This window comes from Tamilnaduibacter salinus, from assembly GCF_003096655.1.
In the GTDB taxonomy this organism is placed as follows: Bacteria; Pseudomonadota; Gammaproteobacteria; order Pseudomonadales; family Oleiphilaceae; genus Tamilnaduibacter; species Tamilnaduibacter salinus.
This window is the reverse complement of the sequence record NZ_QEKQ01000002.1, coordinates 148,283-169,913: the sequence shown is the minus strand read 5'-3', so window position 1 is coordinate 169,913 and position 21,631 is coordinate 148,283. Positions and strand designations below refer to the sequence as shown.

21 protein-coding genes are annotated in these 21,631 nt (G+C 61.7%); 8 read left to right on the top strand and 13 right to left on the bottom strand.

Annotated elements, in window-relative coordinates; all coding sequences use genetic code 11:
- The first annotated feature begins 1 nt into the window (after window position 1).
- From C8D92_RS03400 to C8D92_RS03385, 4 genes are read left to right on the top strand one after another with little or no spacing between them, the layout of a single operon-like run.
- The gene (locus C8D92_RS03400; protein WP_243402334.1) at window positions 2-1,090 is read left to right on the top strand and encodes a hemin-degrading factor; all 1,089 of its coding nucleotides are present in this window, start codon (window positions 2-4) and stop codon (window positions 1,088-1,090) included.
- Window positions 1,081-1,935, top strand: a complete 855-nt coding sequence (locus tag C8D92_RS03395) for a heme/hemin ABC transporter substrate-binding protein (protein WP_116918395.1) — start codon at window positions 1,081-1,083, stop codon at window positions 1,933-1,935. Before C8D92_RS03400 ends, C8D92_RS03395 begins: the two co-directional genes overlap by 10 nt.
- On the top strand, window positions 1,925-2,962 hold the full coding sequence (locus C8D92_RS03390) for a FecCD family ABC transporter permease (protein WP_095611338.1): 1,038 nt from the start codon (window positions 1,925-1,927) through the stop codon (window positions 2,960-2,962). The genes C8D92_RS03395 and C8D92_RS03390 overlap by 11 nt, the downstream gene beginning before the upstream one ends.
- A gap of 1 nt (window position 2,963) precedes the next feature.
- The gene (locus C8D92_RS03385) at window positions 2,964-3,818 is read left to right on the top strand and encodes a heme ABC transporter ATP-binding protein (protein WP_116918394.1); all 855 of its coding nucleotides are present in this window, start codon (window positions 2,964-2,966) and stop codon (window positions 3,816-3,818) included.
- Between the two features lies 1 nt (window position 3,819).
- Here the strand turns inward: C8D92_RS03385 and C8D92_RS03380 are convergent, their stop codons facing one another.
- Together C8D92_RS03380 and C8D92_RS03375 are read right to left on the bottom strand one after the other, a co-directional pair.
- On the bottom strand, window positions 3,820-4,722 hold the full coding sequence (locus C8D92_RS03380; RefSeq protein WP_116918393.1) for a cation diffusion facilitator family transporter: 903 nt from the start codon (window positions 4,720-4,722) through the stop codon (window positions 3,820-3,822).
- Between the two features lie 59 nt (window positions 4,723-4,781).
- Complete coding sequence (locus C8D92_RS03375) at window positions 4,782-5,459, bottom strand: J domain-containing protein (RefSeq protein WP_116918392.1); 678 nt, start codon at window positions 5,457-5,459, stop codon at window positions 4,782-4,784.
- Window positions 5,460-5,632: 173 nt separating this feature from the next.
- On the opposite strand from C8D92_RS03375, the gene C8D92_RS03370 reads away from it, so the two are divergent.
- Genes C8D92_RS03370 through C8D92_RS03360 form a run of 3 tightly spaced genes read left to right on the top strand, consistent with a single transcriptional unit; the run spans window position 5,633 to window position 10,705 of the window.
- Window positions 5,633-7,759, top strand: coding sequence for a TonB-dependent receptor plug domain-containing protein (locus C8D92_RS03370; protein WP_116918391.1), 2,127 nt, complete (start codon window positions 5,633-5,635; stop codon window positions 7,757-7,759).
- Window positions 7,760-7,770: 11 nt separating this feature from the next.
- Complete coding sequence (locus C8D92_RS03365; RefSeq protein WP_133243099.1) at window positions 7,771-8,763, top strand: ABC transporter substrate-binding protein; 993 nt, start codon at window positions 7,771-7,773, stop codon at window positions 8,761-8,763.
- On the top strand, window positions 8,756-10,705 hold the full coding sequence (locus tag C8D92_RS03360; protein WP_095611332.1) for an ATP-binding protein: 1,950 nt from the start codon (window positions 8,756-8,758) through the stop codon (window positions 10,703-10,705). Before C8D92_RS03365 ends, C8D92_RS03360 begins: the two co-directional genes overlap by 8 nt.
- A 60-nt stretch (window positions 10,706-10,765) precedes the next feature.
- Here the strand turns inward: C8D92_RS03360 and gorA are convergent, their stop codons facing one another.
- The 11 genes from gorA to gspE form a co-directional block, all read right to left on the bottom strand.
- Window positions 10,766-12,133 carry a glutathione-disulfide reductase gene (gene gorA / locus C8D92_RS03355; protein ID WP_116918390.1) on the bottom strand — a complete coding sequence of 456 codons (1,368 nt, stop codon included), beginning with the start codon at window positions 12,131-12,133 and terminating at the stop codon, window positions 10,766-10,768.
- A gap of 46 nt (window positions 12,134-12,179) precedes the next feature.
- The gene (locus C8D92_RS03350) at window positions 12,180-12,839 is read right to left on the bottom strand and encodes a GNAT family N-acetyltransferase (protein WP_116918389.1); all 660 of its coding nucleotides are present in this window, start codon (window positions 12,837-12,839) and stop codon (window positions 12,180-12,182) included.
- A gap of 4 nt (window positions 12,840-12,843) precedes the next feature.
- Window positions 12,844-13,368 carry a type II secretion system protein GspM gene (gene gspM, locus C8D92_RS03345; protein ID WP_095611329.1) on the bottom strand — a complete coding sequence of 175 codons (525 nt, stop codon included), beginning with the start codon at window positions 13,366-13,368 and terminating at the stop codon, window positions 12,844-12,846.
- Window positions 13,369-13,370: 2 nt separating this feature from the next.
- Window positions 13,371-14,675 carry a type II secretion system protein GspL gene (gspL, locus tag C8D92_RS03340; RefSeq protein WP_095611328.1) on the bottom strand — a complete coding sequence of 435 codons (1,305 nt, stop codon included), beginning with the start codon at window positions 14,673-14,675 and terminating at the stop codon, window positions 13,371-13,373.
- A gap of 69 nt (window positions 14,676-14,744) precedes the next feature.
- A complete protein-coding gene (gspK, locus tag C8D92_RS03335; RefSeq protein ID WP_165819223.1) occupies window positions 14,745-15,740 on the bottom strand; it encodes a type II secretion system minor pseudopilin GspK in 996 nt (331 codons plus the stop codon).
- A complete protein-coding gene (gene gspJ, locus C8D92_RS03330; protein WP_279338311.1) occupies window positions 15,727-16,461 on the bottom strand; it encodes a type II secretion system minor pseudopilin GspJ in 735 nt (244 codons plus the stop codon). Before gspJ ends, gspK begins: the two co-directional genes overlap by 14 nt.
- A gap of 16 nt (window positions 16,462-16,477) precedes the next feature.
- Complete coding sequence (gspI, locus tag C8D92_RS03325; protein ID WP_116918387.1) at window positions 16,478-16,864, bottom strand: type II secretion system minor pseudopilin GspI; 387 nt, start codon at window positions 16,862-16,864, stop codon at window positions 16,478-16,480.
- A 4-nt stretch (window positions 16,865-16,868) separates the two neighbouring features.
- Window positions 16,869-17,417 (bottom strand): type II secretion system minor pseudopilin GspH, encoded by a 549-nt coding sequence (gene gspH, locus C8D92_RS03320; RefSeq protein WP_228151186.1) that lies wholly within the window; start codon window positions 17,415-17,417, stop codon window positions 16,869-16,871.
- 18 nt (window positions 17,418-17,435) lie between these two features.
- Window positions 17,436-17,885 carry a type II secretion system major pseudopilin GspG gene (gene gspG, locus C8D92_RS03315; protein ID WP_095611342.1) on the bottom strand — a complete coding sequence of 150 codons (450 nt, stop codon included), beginning with the start codon at window positions 17,883-17,885 and terminating at the stop codon, window positions 17,436-17,438.
- Between the two features lie 45 nt (window positions 17,886-17,930).
- Window positions 17,931-19,154 carry a type II secretion system inner membrane protein GspF gene (gene gspF / locus C8D92_RS03310; RefSeq protein ID WP_095611325.1) on the bottom strand — a complete coding sequence of 408 codons (1,224 nt, stop codon included), beginning with the start codon at window positions 19,152-19,154 and terminating at the stop codon, window positions 17,931-17,933.
- 5 nt (window positions 19,155-19,159) lie between these two features.
- Entirely contained in the window at window positions 19,160-20,680 is a 1,521-nt protein-coding gene (gene gspE / locus C8D92_RS03305; protein ID WP_095611324.1) for a type II secretion system ATPase GspE, read from the bottom strand.
- Between the two features lie 182 nt (window positions 20,681-20,862).
- Between gspE and C8D92_RS03300 the strand changes: the two genes are divergently transcribed.
- A complete protein-coding gene (locus tag C8D92_RS03300) occupies window positions 20,863-21,498 on the top strand; it encodes a type II secretion system protein N (RefSeq protein ID WP_095611323.1) in 636 nt (211 codons plus the stop codon).
- Window positions 21,499-21,631 lie beyond the last annotated feature (133 nt).

The following is a 21,631-nucleotide window of genomic DNA, read 5'->3' as shown; positions in this document are numbered from 1 at the left end:
CATGTCAGAGGCAATGCAACAGGTCCCGCCGAAAGGCGGGACCGATCTTCTTCAGGACTGGTCGCGCCTTCTCGAGTCTCAACCGCGGCTGCGTATTCGCGAGGCCGCCCGGCAGCTCGGCGTCAGCGAGTTGGCGTTGGTCCGGGCCCGGCCCGTGGAGCCCGCTCAGCCACTGCGACCGGATTTCCCGGCATTGATGGCAGAGATGCACACCGTTGGCGAGGTCATGATCCTCGCCCGCAACGATGCGGTCGTGCATGAAGTGACCGGAACCTTTGGGGAGTTTCGCACAAGCGGCTCTGGCGCCATGGGACTTGCGGTAGGCGAGATCGATGTCCGGGTGTTCTTCCGCCACTGGCAGTTCGGCTATCGGGTGATTGAGCATGTCCGATCCGGACGCCGGGAGAGCCTGCAGTTCTTCGACGCCTATGGCGTCGCCATCCAGAAGATCTACCGGACCGGTCGCACGAACGGTGACGCCTGGGACTCACTGGTGGGTCGGTTTACCGCCCCGGAGACGTCCCCCACCCCGATCGCTACGGCGCCGGAACGCCTGAAACGGGCGGACGCCGGGGTGGTCGATGCGGAATCGCTCCGCACCGAATGGCGTACGCTCAAGGATGTCCATCACTTCAACGCGATGCTCAAGCGACACGACTGTGACCGACTGACCGCACTGGAGCTGATGGGGGATGAGCACGCCCTGCGACTGGACCACTCCGCTGAAGGCGAATCCCCGCTGACCCAATTGCTGCACCAGGTCTGTGAAGCGGCCTGCCCGATCATGACGTTTGTCGGCAACCGGGGCATCGTTCAGATTCACACCGGACCGGTGGAGCACGTGGTTCCGATGGGGGACTGGATCAACATCCTCGACCCCGGTTTCAACCTGCACGTGGACCTGTCCGGGATCACACAATGGTGGCGGGTCCGGCGGCCAACCAGCGATGGGGCCGTCTCCTCGCTCGAAGCCTATGATGCTGACGGTGTTCTGGTGCTGACCGTCTTCGGTGCCCGCAAGCCCGGCCAGCCGGAAGATCCGCTTTGGCAACAGCAACTGTCGGCACTGGAGGATTCGCCATGCGTCTGAATCGAATCCACCGCACCACTGCCCTGCTCATTCTCTGGGCAATCGCAACGGTGGCGCAGACGGCGCCTCGGGTGATCAGCGCGGATGGCGCGATCACAGAAACCATTGTGGCGCTGGGGGCATCGGAGCAACTCGTTGGCGTCGATACGACAAGCCACCATCCGCCGGATGTTGTCGATGATCTGCCAAGGGTGGGCTATCTCCGCGCCCTGCCACTCGAGGGAATCCTGTCACTGGAACCGACCCACCTGATCACGACCGAAGAGGCCGGGCCAGAGAAGACCCTCGAGCGCGTCGAAAAGGCCGGGGTGGATGTGACTCAACTGCCTGTGGCCCGAACGCCAAAGCAGACGATCCGGCGCATCCGACGGGTTGGTGCGCTGGTCGACCGGTCCGATCAGGCCGCCACTCTGGCGCAGCGCCTTTCTGAGGACATCCAACGGATTCGCAACCAGATGGCCTCAAAGCAGTCGGCCCGCGTGCTGGTACTGCTTGCGGCTGGTAATCACGGCGTCATGCTGGCGGGCAAGAACACAGCGGCCAATGCATTGTTGGAATCACTCGGTCTGACAAACGCCCTCGACCATGTCAGCGGTTACAAACCGGCGAGCCGTGAGTCCTTTCTGGCCGCGGCGCCGGATGCGGTGATCATTGCCGAAGCAAGCCCGGGGCAATTCAAACCGAAGGAATGGCCGGCGCTGACGCGCCTGCCCGCGTGGCAGTCAGGGCAGCACCTGACGGAAAACGCCATGTTCCTGCTTGGATTCGGGCCGCGACTGGCGGATGCGATGGCGGCATTGGCGTCGGTTGTGCCGGAACGGGAGGCAACGGCCCATGCACACTGACAGCGTGACGCGACTCTCACCCCCGGTGGGTTATGGCGGGCTGGCGATCGCGCTCGTCGTCGCGTCAATACTGTCATTGTCGAGCGGCGCCTATCCCGTCGCCGTTGGGCAGATCATTGATATGGCCCTGCGGGGCTTCTCCGACGACACGACAGCACGCTTTGTGGTTCTTGATGTTCGTGTCCCCCGCCTGCTTCTTGGCGCGCTCACCGGTGCCGTTCTTGCGGTGTCCGGCGCGCTGCTGCAGGGGCTGTTCCGCAATCCGCTCGCGGACCCGGGACTCATCGGCGTCTCCAGCGGCGCGGCGCTCGCCGCTGTTGCCGTGATCGTCCTCGGCGGGTCGGGGCTGGCGGGCTGGTCTCAGTTTGCCGGGCAATGGGCGCTGCCACTCGCCGCGTTTGCCGGGGGCACCATGACGACGCTGATTGCCTGGAAGATCGCCCATCAACAGGGGCAGACCAGCGTCGCGCTGCTGCTACTGGCCGGAATCGCAATCAATGCCATTGCCGGCGCGGGTACCGGCCTGCTGACCTACTACGCGGACGACAGCGCCCTGCGCTCACTGACCTTCTGGAGCATGGGCAGTCTCGCCCACGCCCGTTGGGCGGACCTCTGGGTGGCGGGCCCCTGGATGGTGGCAACATTGTTGATCGCGCCGCTGCTGGCTCGGCCGTTGGATGCCTTTCTCATGGGCGAGCCCGTTGCCGGACACTTGGGCTACTCCACCAACTGGGTCAAACGGGGTGCCGTTTTGCTGGCGGCCCTGGGCGTCGGCGCTGCTGTGGCGGTGACTGGTCTGATCGGGTTTGTCGGGCTCGTCGTGCCGCACCTGCTTCGACAGCTGTTTGGCGCCGGACATCGGTTGCTGCTCCCGGCGTGTGCGCTGGGCGGAAGCGCGCTCCTTGTTCTTGCGGACTGCCTGGCAAGAGTGGTTGTCGCCCCGGCGGAGCTGCCGATCGGTCTGGTGATGGCACTGCTCGGCGGACCCTTTTTCCTGTTCCTCCTGATGCGTCATCGGTTTGCATGATATGCCTGACAACCTGACACCACTGCAACCGCAGCCCGCGATTCTCGAAACGCACAGTATCGCCATTTGCCTTGGGGGGCACCCGATCGTCGAAGACCTGTCATTCACGCTTCGACCGGGTGAGCTGGTTGCCCTCCTCGGCCCGAATGGTGCTGGAAAGTCAACGCTGATCCGGGCCCTCGCCGGCGAGATCGATGTGCCACCGGACCGGGTCCGTTTCGCGGGGCGGGCGATGAGAGACTGGCGCCGGGCAGACATAGCCAGGCATCGCGCCGTCATGCCCCAGAAGGTGGACCTGCAGTTTCCCATGACCACCCGGGAGGTGATCGCACTGGGTCGCCCCCGGGAAAGCGCCGAAAACCGTCAGCGGATCATCGGTGAGCTGATGGCACGACTGGACATCGCCCGGTTTGCCGACCGTCTCGTTCCCACGCTCTCGGGCGGCGAACAACAGCGCGTTCAGCTGGCGCGGGTCCTGGCCCAGATCTGGGAGCGCCCTGCCCCGCACCTTCTGTTGCTGGACGAATGCTCATCGGCTCTGGACCCGGCGCATCAACAGCTTATTTTCAGGGAGCTGAAGCAGCTTGCCGCCCCTGGAGTGGCATTGCTCGTGGCCGTTCACGACCTGAATCTGGCGTCGCAGTTTGCCGACCGTTTGATGCTGCTCCAGTCCGGGCGGGTCGTTGCTGAAGGGACGCCAGGCGAGGTCCTCGTGCCTGACACGCTGAGGGACGTCTATGGACTGACCTGCCGTGTCGAAGCACTCCCCGAAGGCTATCCGATGGTGATTCCAACTCCCGAGTCCGAGTCCCGGGCCAATGCGCCCGGCCGGCTGAGATCAATGCCGACCGGTTGAGTCAGACATCGGGGCACTGCCGGGTATCGCGCTCCCACTGGATGGTGACATGCCCGATGCCAAACTCGCGCCGCATGCGGTCGTGGATGGTCTGCGCGAAGGCATCATCATCGTCCGGGTCGGGCTTGACCACATGGGCCGTCAGTGCGTTTTCCGTGGTGCTCATAGCCCAGATGTGGAGATGGTGAACCCCCTCCACTCCCGTCATGCCCTCCAGATGCGCCTTGACGTCATCCGGGTCGATGCCACTGGGCACCCCATCCAGGCTCAGGTTGAGGGATTCGCGGAACAGCCCCCAGGTCCCCATGAAGATCACCAGAACGATCACAAGGCTCAGAATCGGGTCAATCCAGAGCCAGCCCGTCCAGAGGATGAGCGCGCCGCCAACCGCCACACCGAGTGACACGCCGGCGTCCGCTGCCATGTGAAGGAATGCCCCCCGGATATTGAGGTCCTCCTTCTGGCCCGCCATGAACAGCATCATCGTCGCCGCGTTAATGGCCGTGCCGATCAGTGCCACGATAATGACGGTCTGACCGGCCACGGGCGCCGGGTCCATAAGGCGCCGGACCGATTCCCAGCCAATCCCGCCGATGGCCACCATCAGGATCAGTGCGTTCAGCAGGGCTGCCAGAATCGTGGTCTTGCGCATGCCATAGGTGCGGTACTTGGTCGCCTGGCGGCCTGCCAGCCAGGCCGCGCCCCACGCCAGGACCAGTCCGAGCACATCACTCAGGTTGTGCCCGGCATCGGCCAGCAGTGCCATGGAGTCGGCCAGGATGCCATACACCACTTCCACCACCACGAATGCCGTGTTCAGGACAATGCCGATCGCAAAGGCCCGGTTCCGGTTGCCCTCCACCGGGCTGTGATGATGGTGGTGATGGGTATGGGAATGACTCATGAACAACCCTCCGTAACGATCCGTTTCCGCAGGTTGTAAACCCTGCAATCGTTACAGGGTCAAGAGCCGGTAATCTGACTGAACAGGCTGGTGAGAACGATCAGACCAACAATCCAGCCAACAATGGCCGGCCAGAAGCTCGGCAATGTCGGCCGTTGCGACTCGTCTGAGTCTTCCTCCGGCGAGACGTCACGGTATCCAGAGGGGCCTGCCATCGGGTCCGGAACGCCCCGCCGTTCCTCGCCGGCGGCCTGTTCAAGCTCTTCCCAGCCAAACCATTCCGACAGGAAATGAAGAACAGGCGGCGCTAACTCACGCTTTTCAATCAGTGGATAGAGTCGTGGGTAGAGTTCGTTGCTAAGTGCTTCCCGGATCGCATCCCGGTCAGCGGGCGGGTCTGTCAGGATCGCTCGCCAGATACCGACATCCTGCATGCGAACGCGGTCATTGAGCATCGCCTCCAGTTGCAGAACCACTTCCCGCTTGACCTGAGCCTCACGGGCATCCAGGCCGGCCGGCGTGGCCGGACGCCGTTCAGATGCCTGCGAGGCCGCGGTATCCGGTGCGGCGGACGGGCCCGGCTCGGAACGGCTGCCCTCACCTGTGGCTTCCCGATAAGCCGCATCCAGTCTTTCCAGGTCGTCACCGGAGGCGAATTTCTTCTGGGACTGGTAGGCTTGGTCGATGGCGGTACGGTCGTTCGTGGGGTCGATGCCCAGAACCTCCCAACAGGTCATATCGTGCTCGTCTCCGTTTCACCCCGCTGTCGGTTCGCGGGGACAGGATTTTTTTGCCACGCTTTCATAGAATGTGGCGCGTTACCCGGATAAGGGCCAGTCCGACGAAGCGCTCAGATCGCTGGACATCGTTCCAGAACCTGAGGCTCCACTATCCCACAGTATAACTGACGATGATGAAAGACTGCTTCCCGTACACCGTCACCACCAGCCTGCTCTTCGCTGTCACTGCCACTCACGCAGCCACCGCTCCCCCCGACGACCCGACCGACACGCTTCCACCTGCGCCGTCATCCGTGGCTGGCACGGAGGGGGAATTCGTGATGGAGCGGCCCATGCCGGAAGTGTTATCCACCGCACGGCTCCGGCAACCCAAATCCCGCGTCCCAGGGGCCACGACGGTCATACAGGGCGACCTGATTCGTCAGCTCGGCGTGGTGGATCTATGGGAGATCTTCCGTCTTGTTCCGGGCATGACGGTGGGCTATGTCGGGAGCAACAAACCGGTGGTCAGCTATCATGGGACGGTCGCCTACGACCAACGGCGGCTGCAGGTCCTCATTGATGGCCGGACGGCCTATAAGCCCAGCCTCGCCGACGTGGACTGGCATGCGATGCCAGTCGCCCTGGAAGACATCCAGCGCATCGAAATCAGCCGCGGCCCGAATGCCGCCGCCTACGGCATCAACGCGTTTCTTGGCACGATCAATATCATCACCAAGAGCCCCGACTCCGCTCAGGGCGCACACGTCAACGTTGGGTACGGGTCCGATAATCACCGGGATATCTACGCCTCAGTCGGCGCCGGCCGCGGTGATTTCCAGTACCACCTCAGCTTTCAGCGGCGCGATGACGACGGGTTTGATTACGAGGCCGAACCCCCGGGGCCATCGGACTTCCATGACAGTTATCGGTACCAGTTCGCCAGCTTTGACTCCGTATGGTGGGTCACCCCCTCCAATTCCGTTGAGTTCTGGGCAGGCGTCACTGATGGCACCGATCAGGAAGACAAAGACATTATCGGCGAAGAATTCGGAGCCATTACCGATCCCGACACTCAGGTTGATGACTATTATCTTCAGACAAAATGGACTCATGAATTCAGTGCCCGACACCAGGTCCATGTCCAGGTCAACTATCAACGCCATAAACGACTCCAGAGCGTCCGGGTCGAGCAGTGCATCGATCCATCAGCCCCCAGCGGCTCACAGATCTGCGACAAACCAATAGAGCCGCCTCAATTCGCTCTGAGAGCGACCACGGATCAGAACCGAACTGAATCCCGTGCGGAATATCAGATCCAAGACACCTACGCCTTTACCCCCGACACCCGTCTGGTATCGGGAGGGACGTATCGGGAAGATGGCTACGAATCCGACACCTTCTTCAACGGCGGCGGAAGAACGTACCAGGGACGATTGTTTTTCAATCTGGAGCATTCCCCCGTTTCCTGGCTGACGGTCAACAGCGGTGGCAGCCTTGAGCGAACCAGCGTGCTTGACGACACCTTCTTTTCTCCAAGAGTGGCCGCTAACCTCCAGATCGCGCGAAATCAGACACTGCGCTTTGTCTATTCCAGAGCGGTCCGAACGCCTGATGCCTTTGAGCAGAATGCCGATTGGGGATATCGGGCCCATGATGTGGAACCAGCGGCACTTTCCTCTCTCGAAGGGACCCGGCTCGGCCCGGAGCATGTCTCTGCCGGCAATCTCGGGGAAGAGCGGATCGTGTCCCGTGAAATCAGTTACTTCGGTCAGTTCCGCCTGGGCGAAGGCCTGCTCTCGACCGAGGTCCGTTTTTTTGATGACGATCTGAGGAATCTGCTGAGCGGCACACTGAACGTGGACGAGTGGACACTCGACAACAGCGTCGATCTCGACCAGAAGGGGATTGAGCTTGAGAACTCGCTTGAGTTCCGGGATTCCAAGTTCCGGTTGACTTACGCCTACATGGATCAGGATGGGCGGTTTGTTGGTGACACCGGTCCAGGGATTGATCCACAACGTACAGTGGAACAGGAGAGTCGACTGACCGCCCAGCACTCCGGGTCACTGGCCTGGATCCAACGCTATGACTTCGATATCTCCTCGGCAGTCACCTATTATATGACGGACCGGTTCCGGAACGGCGATTACCAGAGAATCGACGGCCGCCTGTCAAAGACCTTTCGCTGGCCGGATCAGACCGTTGATGTGGCGTTGCTCATGCAACACCAGATTCATGACAGCCCGCCCCAGAGCCTGAACAATAACGTCCGGGGCAGGAACCAGTTCTTTGCGGAGGTTGGTCTCCGGTTCTGAAGACAGGGATTATGGTTTTCACTCGCAGAGGCAATGACGCCTTGTTGTGGTACATCGACCGGGCGCATCCCATTCTCGCCCTACTGCTGGTCATTCTGCTGATAACGGCAGTCATTCGGCCGGCGGTCGCGCAATCGATGGACGATGCCGGAACGAATGCGCCACACACGGTGTATCTTGTCGGCACGGACAACGAACCGTTCAATCAGTATTTCCTCAAGCTGCTGGAGCAGCGACTTGGCACGCGGTTTGAGGTCCGGCCGTATGATGAGGACCAGACCAGCGACTCTCCGGCCCAACCGGTCGTGACACTGGACGCAAACGCACTGGATCGCGTCCTGGATCACTCGTCCAGTGCCCCGGTTCTCGCACTGATGCTTACCAGGCGACAGTTTGAGCGCCGTGCCCAGACGACCGACCGACCGCTCACCGCCATCTTCGGCAATCCGCCGCTCATCCGGCAGGCCCTGCTCGGCCGTGAAATCCTGCCCCAGAGTTCACGCGTTGCGGTTCTGGCACAGAGCGGCCGGGCCGGACAGTATGAAGGGCTCCTCGAACGCCTCAGGCACTACGACATGGAAGCGGAAGTGTTCACCGTTAGCGGGCCCGACCGACTCGTCGCCACTCTGAACCGGGCACTCCAGTACGGCGATTTTCTGCTCGGAACCACCGACCCGGCGATCTACAATCGCCAGACGATCAAGCCAATACTGCTGACGACCTACCGCAACAGCCGCATTCTGATTGGCCCGGAGAAGGCCTTCGTGCGGGCCGGGGCACTGGCCTCTACTTATACCTCCATGAAAACCTACGCCCGAATCGCTGCAACACGACTTCGAGAATGGGGGGCGCAAGGGGGTATGGGGGACTCCGACTACCCGGACGATTTTCTGATTCGCTATAACCGGCAGGTCGCGCGCTCGCTCAATATTCCCCTGCCGGAAAAGGCGGATGTGATCAAAGCGCTTCGCCAGACGCAGACGACGGCGGTGGACGATGAGTAAGCGCCCACCCACACTGAACCGGCAACTGCTCTGGCTCGGCATGGTGCCAGCGGTCGTCATGTTCCTGATCCTGCTCATCTTCTTTACCTCAGCGCGGATTGAGGACGCACGCCGGGACCTGTTCTCCACGACGCAGGTCATTGCCGATCACCTGGCGCCCGCGGTCGAGTACTCGGTGGTGTCCGGAAACCGCGATGCCCTTCAGCGCATTCTTGAGCGGACGCTCACCAATGACCGTATTGCCTGGGTACAGGTCTCCGACAACGAAGACCGTCTGCTTGGCAGGGAGTCCAAGGACGGGCGACCCACAACGCCCGAGGGGCACTACCTGTTTCATGCCGATGTGCTGCAGCGGCCGCTGGATGTCGGTTCCGATGGCGAAGGGCCCGAGGCCGACTGGTTCCGCACCGGGTTTGCCTCAGACACCGGGGCGGTCCGTGTCGGCCAGGTGACTGTCGCCGTCTCAGAACAGATCCTTGTGGATCAGCGGTTGGAGATCATCCTGACCTCCCTGGTGGTCGCAACCTCCGTGCTCCTGCTGACGCTGCTCATCATCCATCACGTCGCCCAGCGGATCTCCGACCCCATCCGGACGCTCAGCCAGAACGTCCGGGAGTTGATCCAGGGTCAGTACCAGCTTCGACCGCTGGAACGCGGGAACTCATCGTGGGAGATTCGGGAACTGGACCAGAACATTGGCGCCCTTGCCTATCACCTTCAGCAGTTGAGGGATTCGCGCGAGAAGATGCTCGACAGTTCAGAACAGGCGCGAGAGCGCGCCGAGCAGGCCAACCAGGCCAAATCCCAGTTTCTCGCCATGATGAGTCACGAGCTGCGCACACCGCTGAATGCGGTTCTGGGGATGCTGCAGCTGATGAATGAGGAAAGCCTCTCCCATCGTCAGCATGAGCAGATGATCACCGCGCATCGGGCCACCGAGGACTTGCTGACGCTGATCAACAACATCCTCGATTTCTCCCGGGCGGACCGGGGCACCCTGACACTGAGCCATCAGACGTTCCGTCTCTCTGAGCTGGTGAACAACTGCGTTGCCAGCCATCGCCATGAGTGCGAACAGAAAGCGCTCGAGATCCACGTCGAGTTTGCCGATGACTGGCCCAACTCCGATCAGGTCCGCGGCGACGCCGCCCGGTTGCGACAGATCATTTCCAGCTTGTTGGACAATGCCATCAAATTTACCCAGGCCGGGGCGATCAGGGTTCGTTGTACCAACCACCCCATCAGCGATTCCGCACTCGCGCTCGGATGCAGCATTCAGGACTCCGGCGACGGCATTCCCGCCGAGCAGGTGGGCCAGATCTTCAATAGCTTTGCCCAGATGGATACGTCGGGAACACGGCCATTCGGCGGTGCGGGTATCGGGCTGGCACTGGTCCAGCGACTCATTGAGCTGATGGGCGGTCACGTGGAGGTCAGCAGCGAGCCGGGTACCGGATCGGCCTTTTACTTCGAAGTTCCGTTCGAGCGGTCCGACGGCGGCACCGAAGACGACCGGGACACGACCCATCAGCCCTCTCAACAGCGGGCTTCCAACCGCAGTCTCACGGCACTGGTCGTCGAAGACAACGAGGTGAATCAGCGGGTGGCCTCAGCGCTGCTGAAAAAACTCGGCTTTGAAACGGTCAGTGCCGGCGATGGTAAACGCGCGGTGTCGATGGTGACGGAGAGCCCCCACGAGTTTTCCCTGGTCCTCATGGACTGCCATATGCCCGTCATGGATGGCTACGAAGCAACACGCTACATCCGTGCCTGGGAGACCGCCCAGAAACGCGACCCATTGCCAATCATCGCCCTGACGGCGGATGCCCTGCCGGGCACCGAAAATGCGTGCCGCCATGCGGGAATGAACGATTACCTGGCCAAACCGGTGCGCAAGGACCGTCTTCGGGCCATGGTGGACCGCTGGCTTGTCGAGGAGTGAGGGATGTCGAGCAGCAACGCCGAAGACCCCGGCATTGCCGCTCGATGGTAGGGACCGGCGTCAGCCGACGCTTTCCGGCTCGCGCATGGTGACGAACTCTTCCGCCGAGGTGGGGTGGATGCCGATCGTGCCATCAAAGTCGGCCTTGGTGGCGCCGCTTTTGATAGCAACAGCGACGCCCTGCAGCATCTCGCCCACTTCCGGGCCGACGAAATGCGCCGCGACAACACGATCCGACGCATCGTCAACAATCAGCTTCATCATCGCCCGCTCATCCCGGCCGGACAGGGTGTGCTTCATCGGCCGGAACCCGGTGCGGTAGATCCGCAGGCGGCCATACTGTTCGCGGGCGGCTTCCTCGGTCGGTCCGACTGTACCGATATTGGGCTGGCAGAACACCGCTGTCGGAATCGCGTTGTAATCCATATCCCCTTGCCCGTCGCCAAACAGCCGGCGTGAGAGCACCATCGCCTGATTCAGTGCCACAGGGGTCAGCTGCGGCGTACCGATCACGTCCCCCAGCGCGGTAATGGATGGCTCATCCGTCTGGAAGTGGTCATCCGTCCGGATAAAGCCACTGTCTGTGAACGCAACCCGGGTATTCTCAAGACCGAGGCCATCCACCAGCGCCTTACGCCCAGTCGCACCGAGCACGAGACCGGTATTCAGGGCACTGCCGTCGGTCAGTCGCACATTGTAATGGGCGCCATCCGGTTCGACCGATTCAATGTTGGTGTTGAAGCGCAGGTCAACGCCTTTCTTCGCCATTTCCTGGGCGACGAATTCACGGATGTCCTGGTCAAACCCGCGCAGGAACAGATCCCCGCGATACAGGAGTGTGGTTTTCACCCCCAGACCGGCCAGAATACCGGCGAACTCCACGGCGATATAGCCACCGCCCCAGACCACGGCTTCTTTCGGCAGCTGCGGCAGGTAGAACATATCGTTCGAGTTGAGGACGCACTCCCGGCCCGGAATGTCCGGGATGTCCGGCCAGGTCCCGGTTGCAACGGTGATGTGTTTGCTCGTCACCGTCTTTGACCCGACCCGGATCGTGTGGGGGTCCTCCAGGGAGGCGGTTCCCTCGAAAACCGTCACGCCGGCATTCTCCAGCAGCCTGCCATAGATGCCGTTGAGACGGTGGATTTCCGCGTTCTTGTTGGCCACCAGCGTCGGCCAGTCGAACCGGACCTGATCCTGGGGCACGGACCAGCCGTAGCCGGCGCCGTCTTCAATGTCCTCGCCCACATGGGAGCCGTAGACGAACAGTTTCTTCGGGACACAGCCCACATTCACGCAGGTGCCGCCGAGATAGCGCGATTCAACAACTGCCACACGGGCGCCGCGCTGGGAGGATTGCCGTGCCAGACGCACGCCTCCGGATCCGGCACCAATCACTACCAGATCAAAATCGAATGTTTCCGCCACAATCACTCCTTAATGGCTTGGTATCGATGTCGCCGGGAGACGCCCGTCAATCAATCGGGCTGAGATTTTCCCGGTAAAGCAGGAACTCACGAAGGCTCCCGAGCTGGATTTCCCCCAGACTCTCGAACCCAAGAGATTCATAAAAAGGCAGATAGCGACTGTTGCCGGTATCCAGCACCAGTCCCTGCCCTCTGGGATTGTCCGCGCACAGGCGCTCAACCGCCTTGAGCATGAGTCGACCATACCCCAGGTTCTGGTACTTGGGGTGGACGCCCATCAGCGGGAGGTGGTGCACCATCTGGTCCGGAAGCCGGGCCCGGATCTGCTCATGGTAATCAATGTACCGGCGGGTCGAGGCAAAGCCGGCCGTCAATATCATTCGAAGCCGCCACGCAAACCGGTGCGCCAGATCAAGCCGCAGATCCGGCTCGCCGACGAATGCTACGGCCACCAGCGTTTCGTCCCGCATCAGCCCAATGGCGTCCTGATCGAGATCGAAGTACAGGCTGATCAGCTCCCGAATGGTCGCGCGAACGCGCTGATCGTAACCCGGACGGCGGTCCTCGAACAGGTACTGAAAGGTCGGTTCCTGCCTATAGGCGTGATAGAGAACGCTTTTCGCCTCATTCAGTGCCGTGCGGTCCAGCCGGACCACGACCGCATCCTCGGGTGTGGCAGCCACACTGTTATCGGCTTCTGCCTTCATCGTATTATCCGGTTGTCAGGGTCAGACGCACGCTGACCAGCCCTGGTTGATCGTTCCGGTCGACTGCCGCCTGGTCAATGACAATGCCATATTCGGCACTCAGCGTTTCCAGCCAACGGGCCACCTGATTGAAATCGGCGTCTTCCAGCCACACCCGCATCTGGCCTTCGCCACTGGGCTCGAAGCGCTGCAGGGCCAGACCGGTCTGTTCGGCACTCCGGGTGACGGTCGACATCAGATCGCGGGTGCCACTGATCCCGGAAGACGCAGCATCGCCCCCGCCAGAGGCGGCCAGCGCCTGTATCTCACCGCGATTCTCACGCATCCAGCGCAGTAGCTCGGTTGCCGCCTCGCGACTTGAGATGGCTTGCTCATGATAGGCCGCGGCAGGACGCCAGACCAGAAAATAGACCAGAAACACCGCCAGAGCCAGACCCAGCACCTGAAGCGCCCGCTGATCCCGCTTTGGCAGCTGATCGAACCGGGCCACCGCGTGCCGCACCAGTGGTTGCTCACTGAGTTTCTGCATGCTCATCCTCCAGACACCGTCAGACGACCACGGGTACCGTCGTCTTCATTCACCACCGAACCGATGTCAGCGCTAAGCCCTTTCTGAGCGAGGGCGCTGCGTAACTGACTCATGCGATCGTAATTCGACGCGCGTAGCTCAATGACCAACTCACCCCGCTGGCGGCTGTAGTTCAGCGACCCAAAATGCAACGCCTCGGCGCCACCGAGCTGGTCGTATTCGGCACCGGCCTGGCGAAGCAGTGGCAGAAAAGCGGTGCCACCGCTACTCTGCTCGGCCTGGCGGAACTGACCTTTCAGGATGCGCCGGACATTGTTCGGTGTCGCACGACGGTCCTGGGGAAAGGCGTCACGATAGATGGCCATGGCCTGCTGGTTGAGTCGATCGGCCTGCTGCTGGTGGTAATAGCCCATACCCACCTCCACGCCGACCTGAGCGATGAACCAGACGGCCGCGATTACGGCGGCTGGGCGCCAGACACGCCACTGCGACCGTGAGCCTCCTCGACTGGAAAACGAACCCTGGCAGAGATCGATTACATCACCATGGTGCGCCAGCCAGGATTGGGCCATGAGGCGGAGCGGCGGAACGCTGGTGGCCTCCTTCTGTATGGCCAGACGGTCATTGCCTTCCAGGTCGCGGACGTTGGCATCATGCTCGGCCAGAGCCGCGTCCATGCCAATCAACCGAATCGATACGGTACTGCTGACCTGTTCTTCATCGGGCACCGCAAGCGTCTGAGCCAGCACCGGCAGGTTTTCCACCGCCATTGAAAACCACTGTCCCTCACGACTCAGCGCCAGCACCCGATTCCCGTCCAGGCACAGGCACCAGTCGTGATCGCCCAGCGGAAGCAGTGCCGGTTCGGGAAAGATGGCGGCCAGGCGGGCACCGTCCCAACCGTTGAAAAGGGTATGCCAAGCGGCCATTCGCGAGTGGTCGATTGCGGCAACGCGGTAGCCGTGTTCGGTATGACCGCCAAGCGCCAGGTGCATGCTATCCACGTCCTGGGCCAACTGTTCCTCCACCGCATAAGGCAATGCCTGACGGATGAAGCGGCTCTGCTTGGCGGGAATATCGGCGTAACACAGCAGGACGTCATCGCCGGGAACGAGTCCGACCAGCCGGACCTGGTCCAGGTTGTTACGGGCGAGTTCATCCTCGATCGCCTGTTGCGTGTCGCCGGCCCCGTTCAGCTGGCTGTCTCCGGAGGCATCGACCAGCTCCCAGTCGTAGAGCCGGTCGCCCGGGTCTGGAAAGGCCTCCGGATCCCGGGATGTGAGCCGGACAAACAGATGGTATGACATGCGTGGTAAATCCCTTGTCAGACTCCCCCGGCGCAACCCGGACGAGCGAAGTCGGTTCCGGTGATCCCGCTAGCCCTCCCCGGACACGGAGAAGCGCTCTTTGGTGATCAGATTCCGCTGCCCCTCATCACGTCCCAGAACGGAAAAGCTGCCATCCTGAGCCCGATACATCCGGGTCACCAGCCGATACGTGTTGTCGTTGTACGTCACGCGGGACGCGACGTCGAAAAACCGGGTGCGGACGGCCAGCCCGTCGGCCTTCAGCCCCAGCCCCGCGAATTCCGGCAGTGCCATGAATTCTTCAATATTCTCGAACGGTGAATCCGCCCGTTGTTGGACCACCGACTCTGCCTGGGACGCCGTCAGATTCGGGTGCAATGACTGAATCAGCAAAGGCGCCGCCATATTAACATTAATGCCGGTACCGGAAACCGGCAATGCCGTCACATACGGGGCCAGCGCCTGATAGGCCTTCTCGGTCATCCCCTCGATCAGTCGCAGCTCCGAGACATCGGCAAACGGCTGGTTCGCCGCCCGGTACGGCGGGTCCATGACCAGATAGTCGCCGTCTTCCGCCCCGTATGCATTGACCGTTTGACGGTTGCTGTCGATCCAGTCGATCACACCTGCCGGGCGGACGCTCTGAATCTCGAGCAGCGTCAGTAACCGGTCCAGCCGCTGCCGGGCCTGCTCGTTGACCTCACCGGTCGCCGCCACCAGGTTGTTCAGATTCAGGCGACCGCCGAGATCATTGATCTGGACCTCAACCACACCCCGGCCCTGCTCGACCGGAACGACGGCGGAATACTGGGCCCAGACTTCCTCTGCACTATCGACGAACAGGTTTTCTTCCTGATCCTCGTCATAGTCCTGGCGCAGGATCTGCTTGGCAAACGCTTCCGCCCCGTACGCGATGCCCTGACCCTGTATCCGCGCCATCTGGTGAGTGGCCTTATAGACACGCAGCGCCTGGTGGTGGGTCATGCCACCGACCAGTGTCACCACCAGCGCCATGGCCAGCAGGACCATGATAAGCGCAACGCCACGCTGATTAGGAGCCGCCATTGCCAGACTCCGTGTTCCCGCGGTTGGCCGCCTCACCGGACCCGGCCTGGGCCGCCGCCTCGATGTCGATGGCCGACTGAACCGAACTCCGGTCAAAGTCGGGCAGCACGAACACACGGCGTATCTCACCGAAATCCTCGTGCGTCAGCGTCACTTCGACGCCCAGCGGCAGCGCGTCGGCCGGCGCATCCCCGGACTGACCCGAAGCGGTCCGCTGATCGGCAGGCCAGTTCTCACGCCAGTTCCGCTGACGATCCATGAACCGGATTGCCAGATCCGTGACCCCTTCCAGCAAAAGCTGATCACGGCCCTCGGTGTCCTGGCCCCGGTCCAGCATGGGCCAGTAGCGGCGGCGAAGCTCGTCCCCCGTGAACTCCCAGGCGGCTCTCTGCAGCCGACTGCGGCGCGCTCCGGTCGGGTTTCGCCAGCCCTGTCGGGTGACGACCAGTTCCCAGGCCTCTTCCCGGCTACTGAAGGCGGGCTGCCAGTCGCCATAGATATCCCGCACCGGTCGGTTCACTACCTGGCCAATATCCCGTTCCAGCAGCAGCATGGTTTTCTGCAGCCTTTCAAATTGGCCGGCCGCCGCATCCACCCGGTCCCGCGACGTGATGACGCCATTGACCATCTGCCAGACGCCGATGCCGATCAACGCCGTAATACCGACAGCGATCAGCATCTCCATCAAGGTAAAACCGTTCTGCCGGGCTACGCCCGTCACATGGCGCGGGGAGCCGTTAGAAATCACCGACAAACCCCGTTAACGTCAGCTCCTGCCACCGATCCCCCGACGTCAGGCGGTAGACGGTCAATTCAATACGCCGAATGCGTGGTTCCTGGGTGGCACTCACGACCTGATCGATTTCCCAGTCAGTATTGCCGAAGGTCAGCTCATCGGTCTTCTCCGACACCGACGGATAGTTCTCGGCAAGGTGCAGCTCCGCCATACGATTCTGGGCAATCCAGCTCGCGCGGGTCTTGTCCCGGACCCGTTCAAAACTGCCGATGTAGTTGGAGGCGACCTCAGAGACGGTTGTGGCAATCAGCCCGAAGATGAGTACCGCGACAAGTACCTCAATCAGGGTAAAGCCATGCTGGGCGGATGGTGCCGTTGCCGAACCCATGGCGTTACTCCTCTTCCCAGTCATCGGACTCGCCGGGGCGAAGCCACTCAATCGGCTCGAGACCGTCGGTCTCCAGGCGGTGGCGGACTTCGTCCCGACCACGCGGGCTGAAAACCAACTCAAAAGCGGTACTTTCGCCGCTCGAGAAGAACACGATGTCGGGTTGGAGCGCCTCCTCCTCTCCGCCATCGTCCTCTCCCGAGGCGAGGCCCGGTAACGAGGTGTCCACATCCAGCGTCACCACCACACCCTCGGACCACTGCCGTGGCTCGAAAAGTCGCTCGCCGAGCGGCTCCCAGGATTCTTCGAGCGGATCGAGCGCGAGAAACCGGTAGCCCTCATCCGTCACGCGCACACCCAGCTCCTGATTATTGAAGACCGCTTCCTCGGAGGCGGTCTGCATGAGCAGGAACAGTTCCCGGATGTCATTCTCCAGCGCCTGACGCTGCCCGCCGGAGCCAAGATTCACGACTGCGATCACGGCAAGCAGGCCGACAACGACCAGTACCACCATGATTTCAATCAGCGTAAACCCCGCGTTCCGACGTCTCACACCCGCTCCGGCCAGACCTTATTGCTGTTGCTGTTCGGTATCCCAGACACTGATGTCCGCGTTGATCCCCTGGCCACCTTCCTGGCCGTCGGCACCGTAGGAATACAGATCATAAGGGCCTTCCGTACCCGGACTGATGTACTGGTACTCGTTGTCCCAGGGGTCAATCGGCACGCTGTTGAGATACCCTTCCGGATTCCAGTTGCTGGGCTCGGGGCTGCCCGACGGGCGCGTTACCAACGCCTGCAAGCCCTGCTGCGTGGACGGATAGTGACTGTTGTCCAGTCGATACAGGTCCAGGGCATTGGCGATGTTGCCCATCTGTGTCTTCGCCACGGTCACCCGCGCCTCGTCACTGCGGCCCATGATGTTGGGCGCAACGATGGCAACCAGGAGGCCCAGAATCACCATCACCACCATGATTTCAATCAGCGTAAAACCGTCGGATCGACGCATCGTTTTCTTCATCCCTTGGTTGTTTGCAATGGGTTTGGTCGCTATGGACACCCGTCCTCAGCCCACCAGATTACTCATATTCAGAATGGGCAACATAATTGCCAACACGATGATCAGCACCACACCCCCCATCACCAGCAGCATCAGCGGTTCGAACAGTGACACCATCGTCTGAATCTTTGATTGCAGGGTATTCTCCTGCATGCGGGCGGTGCGTTCGAGCATGTTGTCCAGCTCCCCACTGGATTCCCCGCTGGCGATCATGTGCAGCATCATCGGTGGGAAATAGCCGGTGTTGTCCAGCGCCTTCTGCAGGCTACCGCCCTCACTGACCGTCTGGGCCGCCTCCGAAAGACGCTGCCGCAGATAATCGTTTGACAGCACTTCCCCCGCAATCCGCATGGCCTCAACCAGCGGCACCCCACTGGTGGTCAGGATGGCCAGCGTACTGGCATACCGGGCGGTGTTGACGCCACGGGTCATCCCGGACAGGCCGGGCAGATGCAGCAACATGCGGTGGTAACGCAATCGATACCGTTCCTGGCGCAATGCCATACGGAACCCGATGAATGCCACCACCAGTAGCAGCAGCAGATATAGGCCGTACCCCGCCAGGAAGTCCGACATCGCCAGCAATGCCTGCGTCAGAGTCGGTAGCTCCTGCCCCTGACGGACAAACACCTCGATGATGTCCGGCACCACGTAGGTCAGCAGGAAGACCACGATGGCCAGCGCCACAAACGTCAGTATGATGGGATAGATCGCCGCCAGCTGAATCTTCTGACGGGCCTCCTGCCGGGCCTCGGTGTAATCCGCCAGCCGGTTCAGGACCAGATCGAGGTGACCGGCATGCTCCCCTGCGGCAACGGTGGACCGGAACAGCCGCGGGAATGCCCGGGGAAACTCCGCCAGACTGTCCGCCAGCGTGTGCCCTTCCATCACCTTCGCCCGGATGGCCACCAACATGCTCTCAAGCTTCTGTTTCTCAGACTGCTGGGCCGCTGCGGACAGCGCCTGCTCAACCGGAATCCCGGACTGGATCAGTGTGGCGATCTGGCGCGTGACCAGCGCGAGATCCGCCGCGCTGAGACTGCTGCCACCACGGCCAAAGCTGATCTGGCTCCTGCCCCCGTTCCGCGAGCGGCTGGAAGCGTCCACCGACAGCGGCGTCAACCCCTTTTCCCGCAACTGCTGGCGAACCGCGCGGGCACTGTCCGCTTCCAATACGCCGCTTTTCTGTTTCCCGCGCGAATCCAGCGCGCTGTAATCAAACGCTGGCATGGTAATCAGCTCCGATGTGTAACGCGCAGGACTTCTTCGATTGTCGTCCGCCCATCCAGAACCTTGGCAACGCCGTCAGCGTGGATGCTCGGCCCATGGTGCCGGGCCTCGTACTCAAGATCGAGCTCGCCGGCATTCCGGTGAATCAGGTTGCGCAGCGATTCCCCCACTTCAACCAGTTCGTAAATCCCCAGCCGACCGCGATACCCCAGCTGATTGCACTCCGGACAACCGGTGGCCCGGTAGATGGTCGGCGGATTGTCGGGATCCTGCTGCAGGAATTCGCACTCCTCTTCATCCGCCTTGTGGGGCTCACGGCATTCCGAACACAGAACCCGAACAAGACGCTGGGCCAGGATGCCCACCAGACTGGAGGAAATCAGGAACGGCTCAATGCCCATGTCGATCAGCCGGGTGATCGCGCCCACCGCCGTGTTGGTGTGCAACGTCGACATCACCAGGTGGCCGGTCAGACTGGCCTGGACGGCGATCTCCGCGGTCTCCAGATCCCGGATCTCACCGATCATTACCACATCGGGGTCCTGGCGCAGGATCGCCCTCAGGCCCCGGGCAAACGTCATGTCCACCTTGGTGTTGACCTGGGTCTGACCGATGCCCGAAAGGTTGTATTCAATCGGGTCCTCCACCGTCAGGATGTTGCGGCTGCGGTCGTTGATCTCGGTCAGGGCAGCGTAGAGCGATGTGGATTTACCCGAACCGGTCGGCCCGGTCACCAGCAGGATGCCGTAAGGCTGGTGAATGAGGCGTTTCATCAGTTCGAGGTCACGGGGCATCATGCCCAGTGACTCGAGATTCAGCATGGCCGCCTGCTTGTCCAGCAGACGCAGCACGATGCGTTCGCCGTTGGATGCGGGCATGGTGGAGACCCGGATATCCACTTCCCGGCCGGCCACCCGCAGCGAGATGCGGCCGTCCTGAGGGACGCGTTTCTCGGCGATGTCGAGTTTCGCCATAACCTTGATCCGCGACACCAGCAACGGTGCGAGGGCCCGTTTGGGCTGAACCACTTCGCGGAGGACACCATCGACGCGAAAGCGCACCACCAGCCGTTTTTCGTACGTTTCGATGTGGACGTCCGAGGCATTGGTCTTAACAGCCTCGGTGAGGATGGCGTTGATCAGACGAATGATCGGCGCGTCGTCTTCCTGCTCCAGAAGATCCTCGGTCTCCGGCACGGAGTCCGCGAGGCTCGCCAGATCCATGTCATCGCCAATCCCCTCCACCATCTGCATGGCTTCATTGGAGTCGTTCTGGTAAGCCTCGTTCAGCGCTTCATCGAAGGAGTCCGGATCAATTGTCTGGAAACGTGCCTGGCCCTGACTGATGCGGTTGGCTTCCGCCAACGCGGCTGTGGACGCCCCCGGACGAACGAGGATCGTGGCCGCTCCGTGGTCGTCGCAGGTCAGGATGACGCCATGCCGTCGGGCGAAAGCAAATGGCAAACGGGCCACCGGCGCGTCCTGCATGGGTGGTTGTTCTTCGTGTTGAGTCAATCTATCGTCCATTTGATCCGTTCCAACCCGGTCGCAAAGATTATCATAGGGATATGGAACCCTTAACAGACTTCTTGGACCGTTGTATTGCAGACTTGTTCACTGGTTCCCAAAACCGCCACTATACGGCACTCAATCACTGCGGGCATCCCGGAAACGCCGGGCTGACCTCTGAACGGAGTCACCACTGACCGATGAATGAATGGACCCAACGACTGCCCTGGCTTCTGACGGCCCTGCTGACCGCCGGTATGTTGGCCTCACTGGGCTGGCAGGGATGGGCCTTCATGCAACTGAGGTCCGAGGCGGCGATCGGGTCCGAGCCCGACGCCGGCGGACAGCCCTTGAAGGCAGAAACCGGGCAGGCGGAGCTCCCACCACTGACGTCGGTCAACCTCTTTGGCAAGGCAGGCGACAACAGCGATCCGGAGCCGGTCGAAACCGACGATCTGCCGGAAACCAATCTCCGACTCACTCTGCGGGGCGCCATGGCCGGCGACGAGAAAGCGCCCGCCAGCGCTCTGGTTGAAGACTCACGCGGTCAGACGGAAGCCTACACACTCGGAGACACCCTGCCCGGAGAGGCCACTCTTCGCGCCATCCACCCCCGCCGCATTGTCATTGAACGTCGCGGTCAACTGGAGACGCTGACGTTCCCGCAAGAGGATGAGCAAGGCGCTTCGGTGCAGACGGCCAGCCGGACCACTCCCACCACGCCCTCTGCCTCCCAGAGCCGCACCAACGCCCAACGCCGCTCCGATCCACGCCGGGAACAGGTACGCCAACGGCTGGAGGAACTTCGCGAGCGGCTGCGTCAGAACTCCAATTAAGCCACGGAATCCGCGGAAAGACTCGGACATCGGCAACAGAGTGGCCGGTCTCTCCCCCGTTCCTACGACTTTCCTCTGCGAACCGAAAAGAATGCTTGCGCATTCCCCGCCCTCGGGTTTACGTTTACGTAAA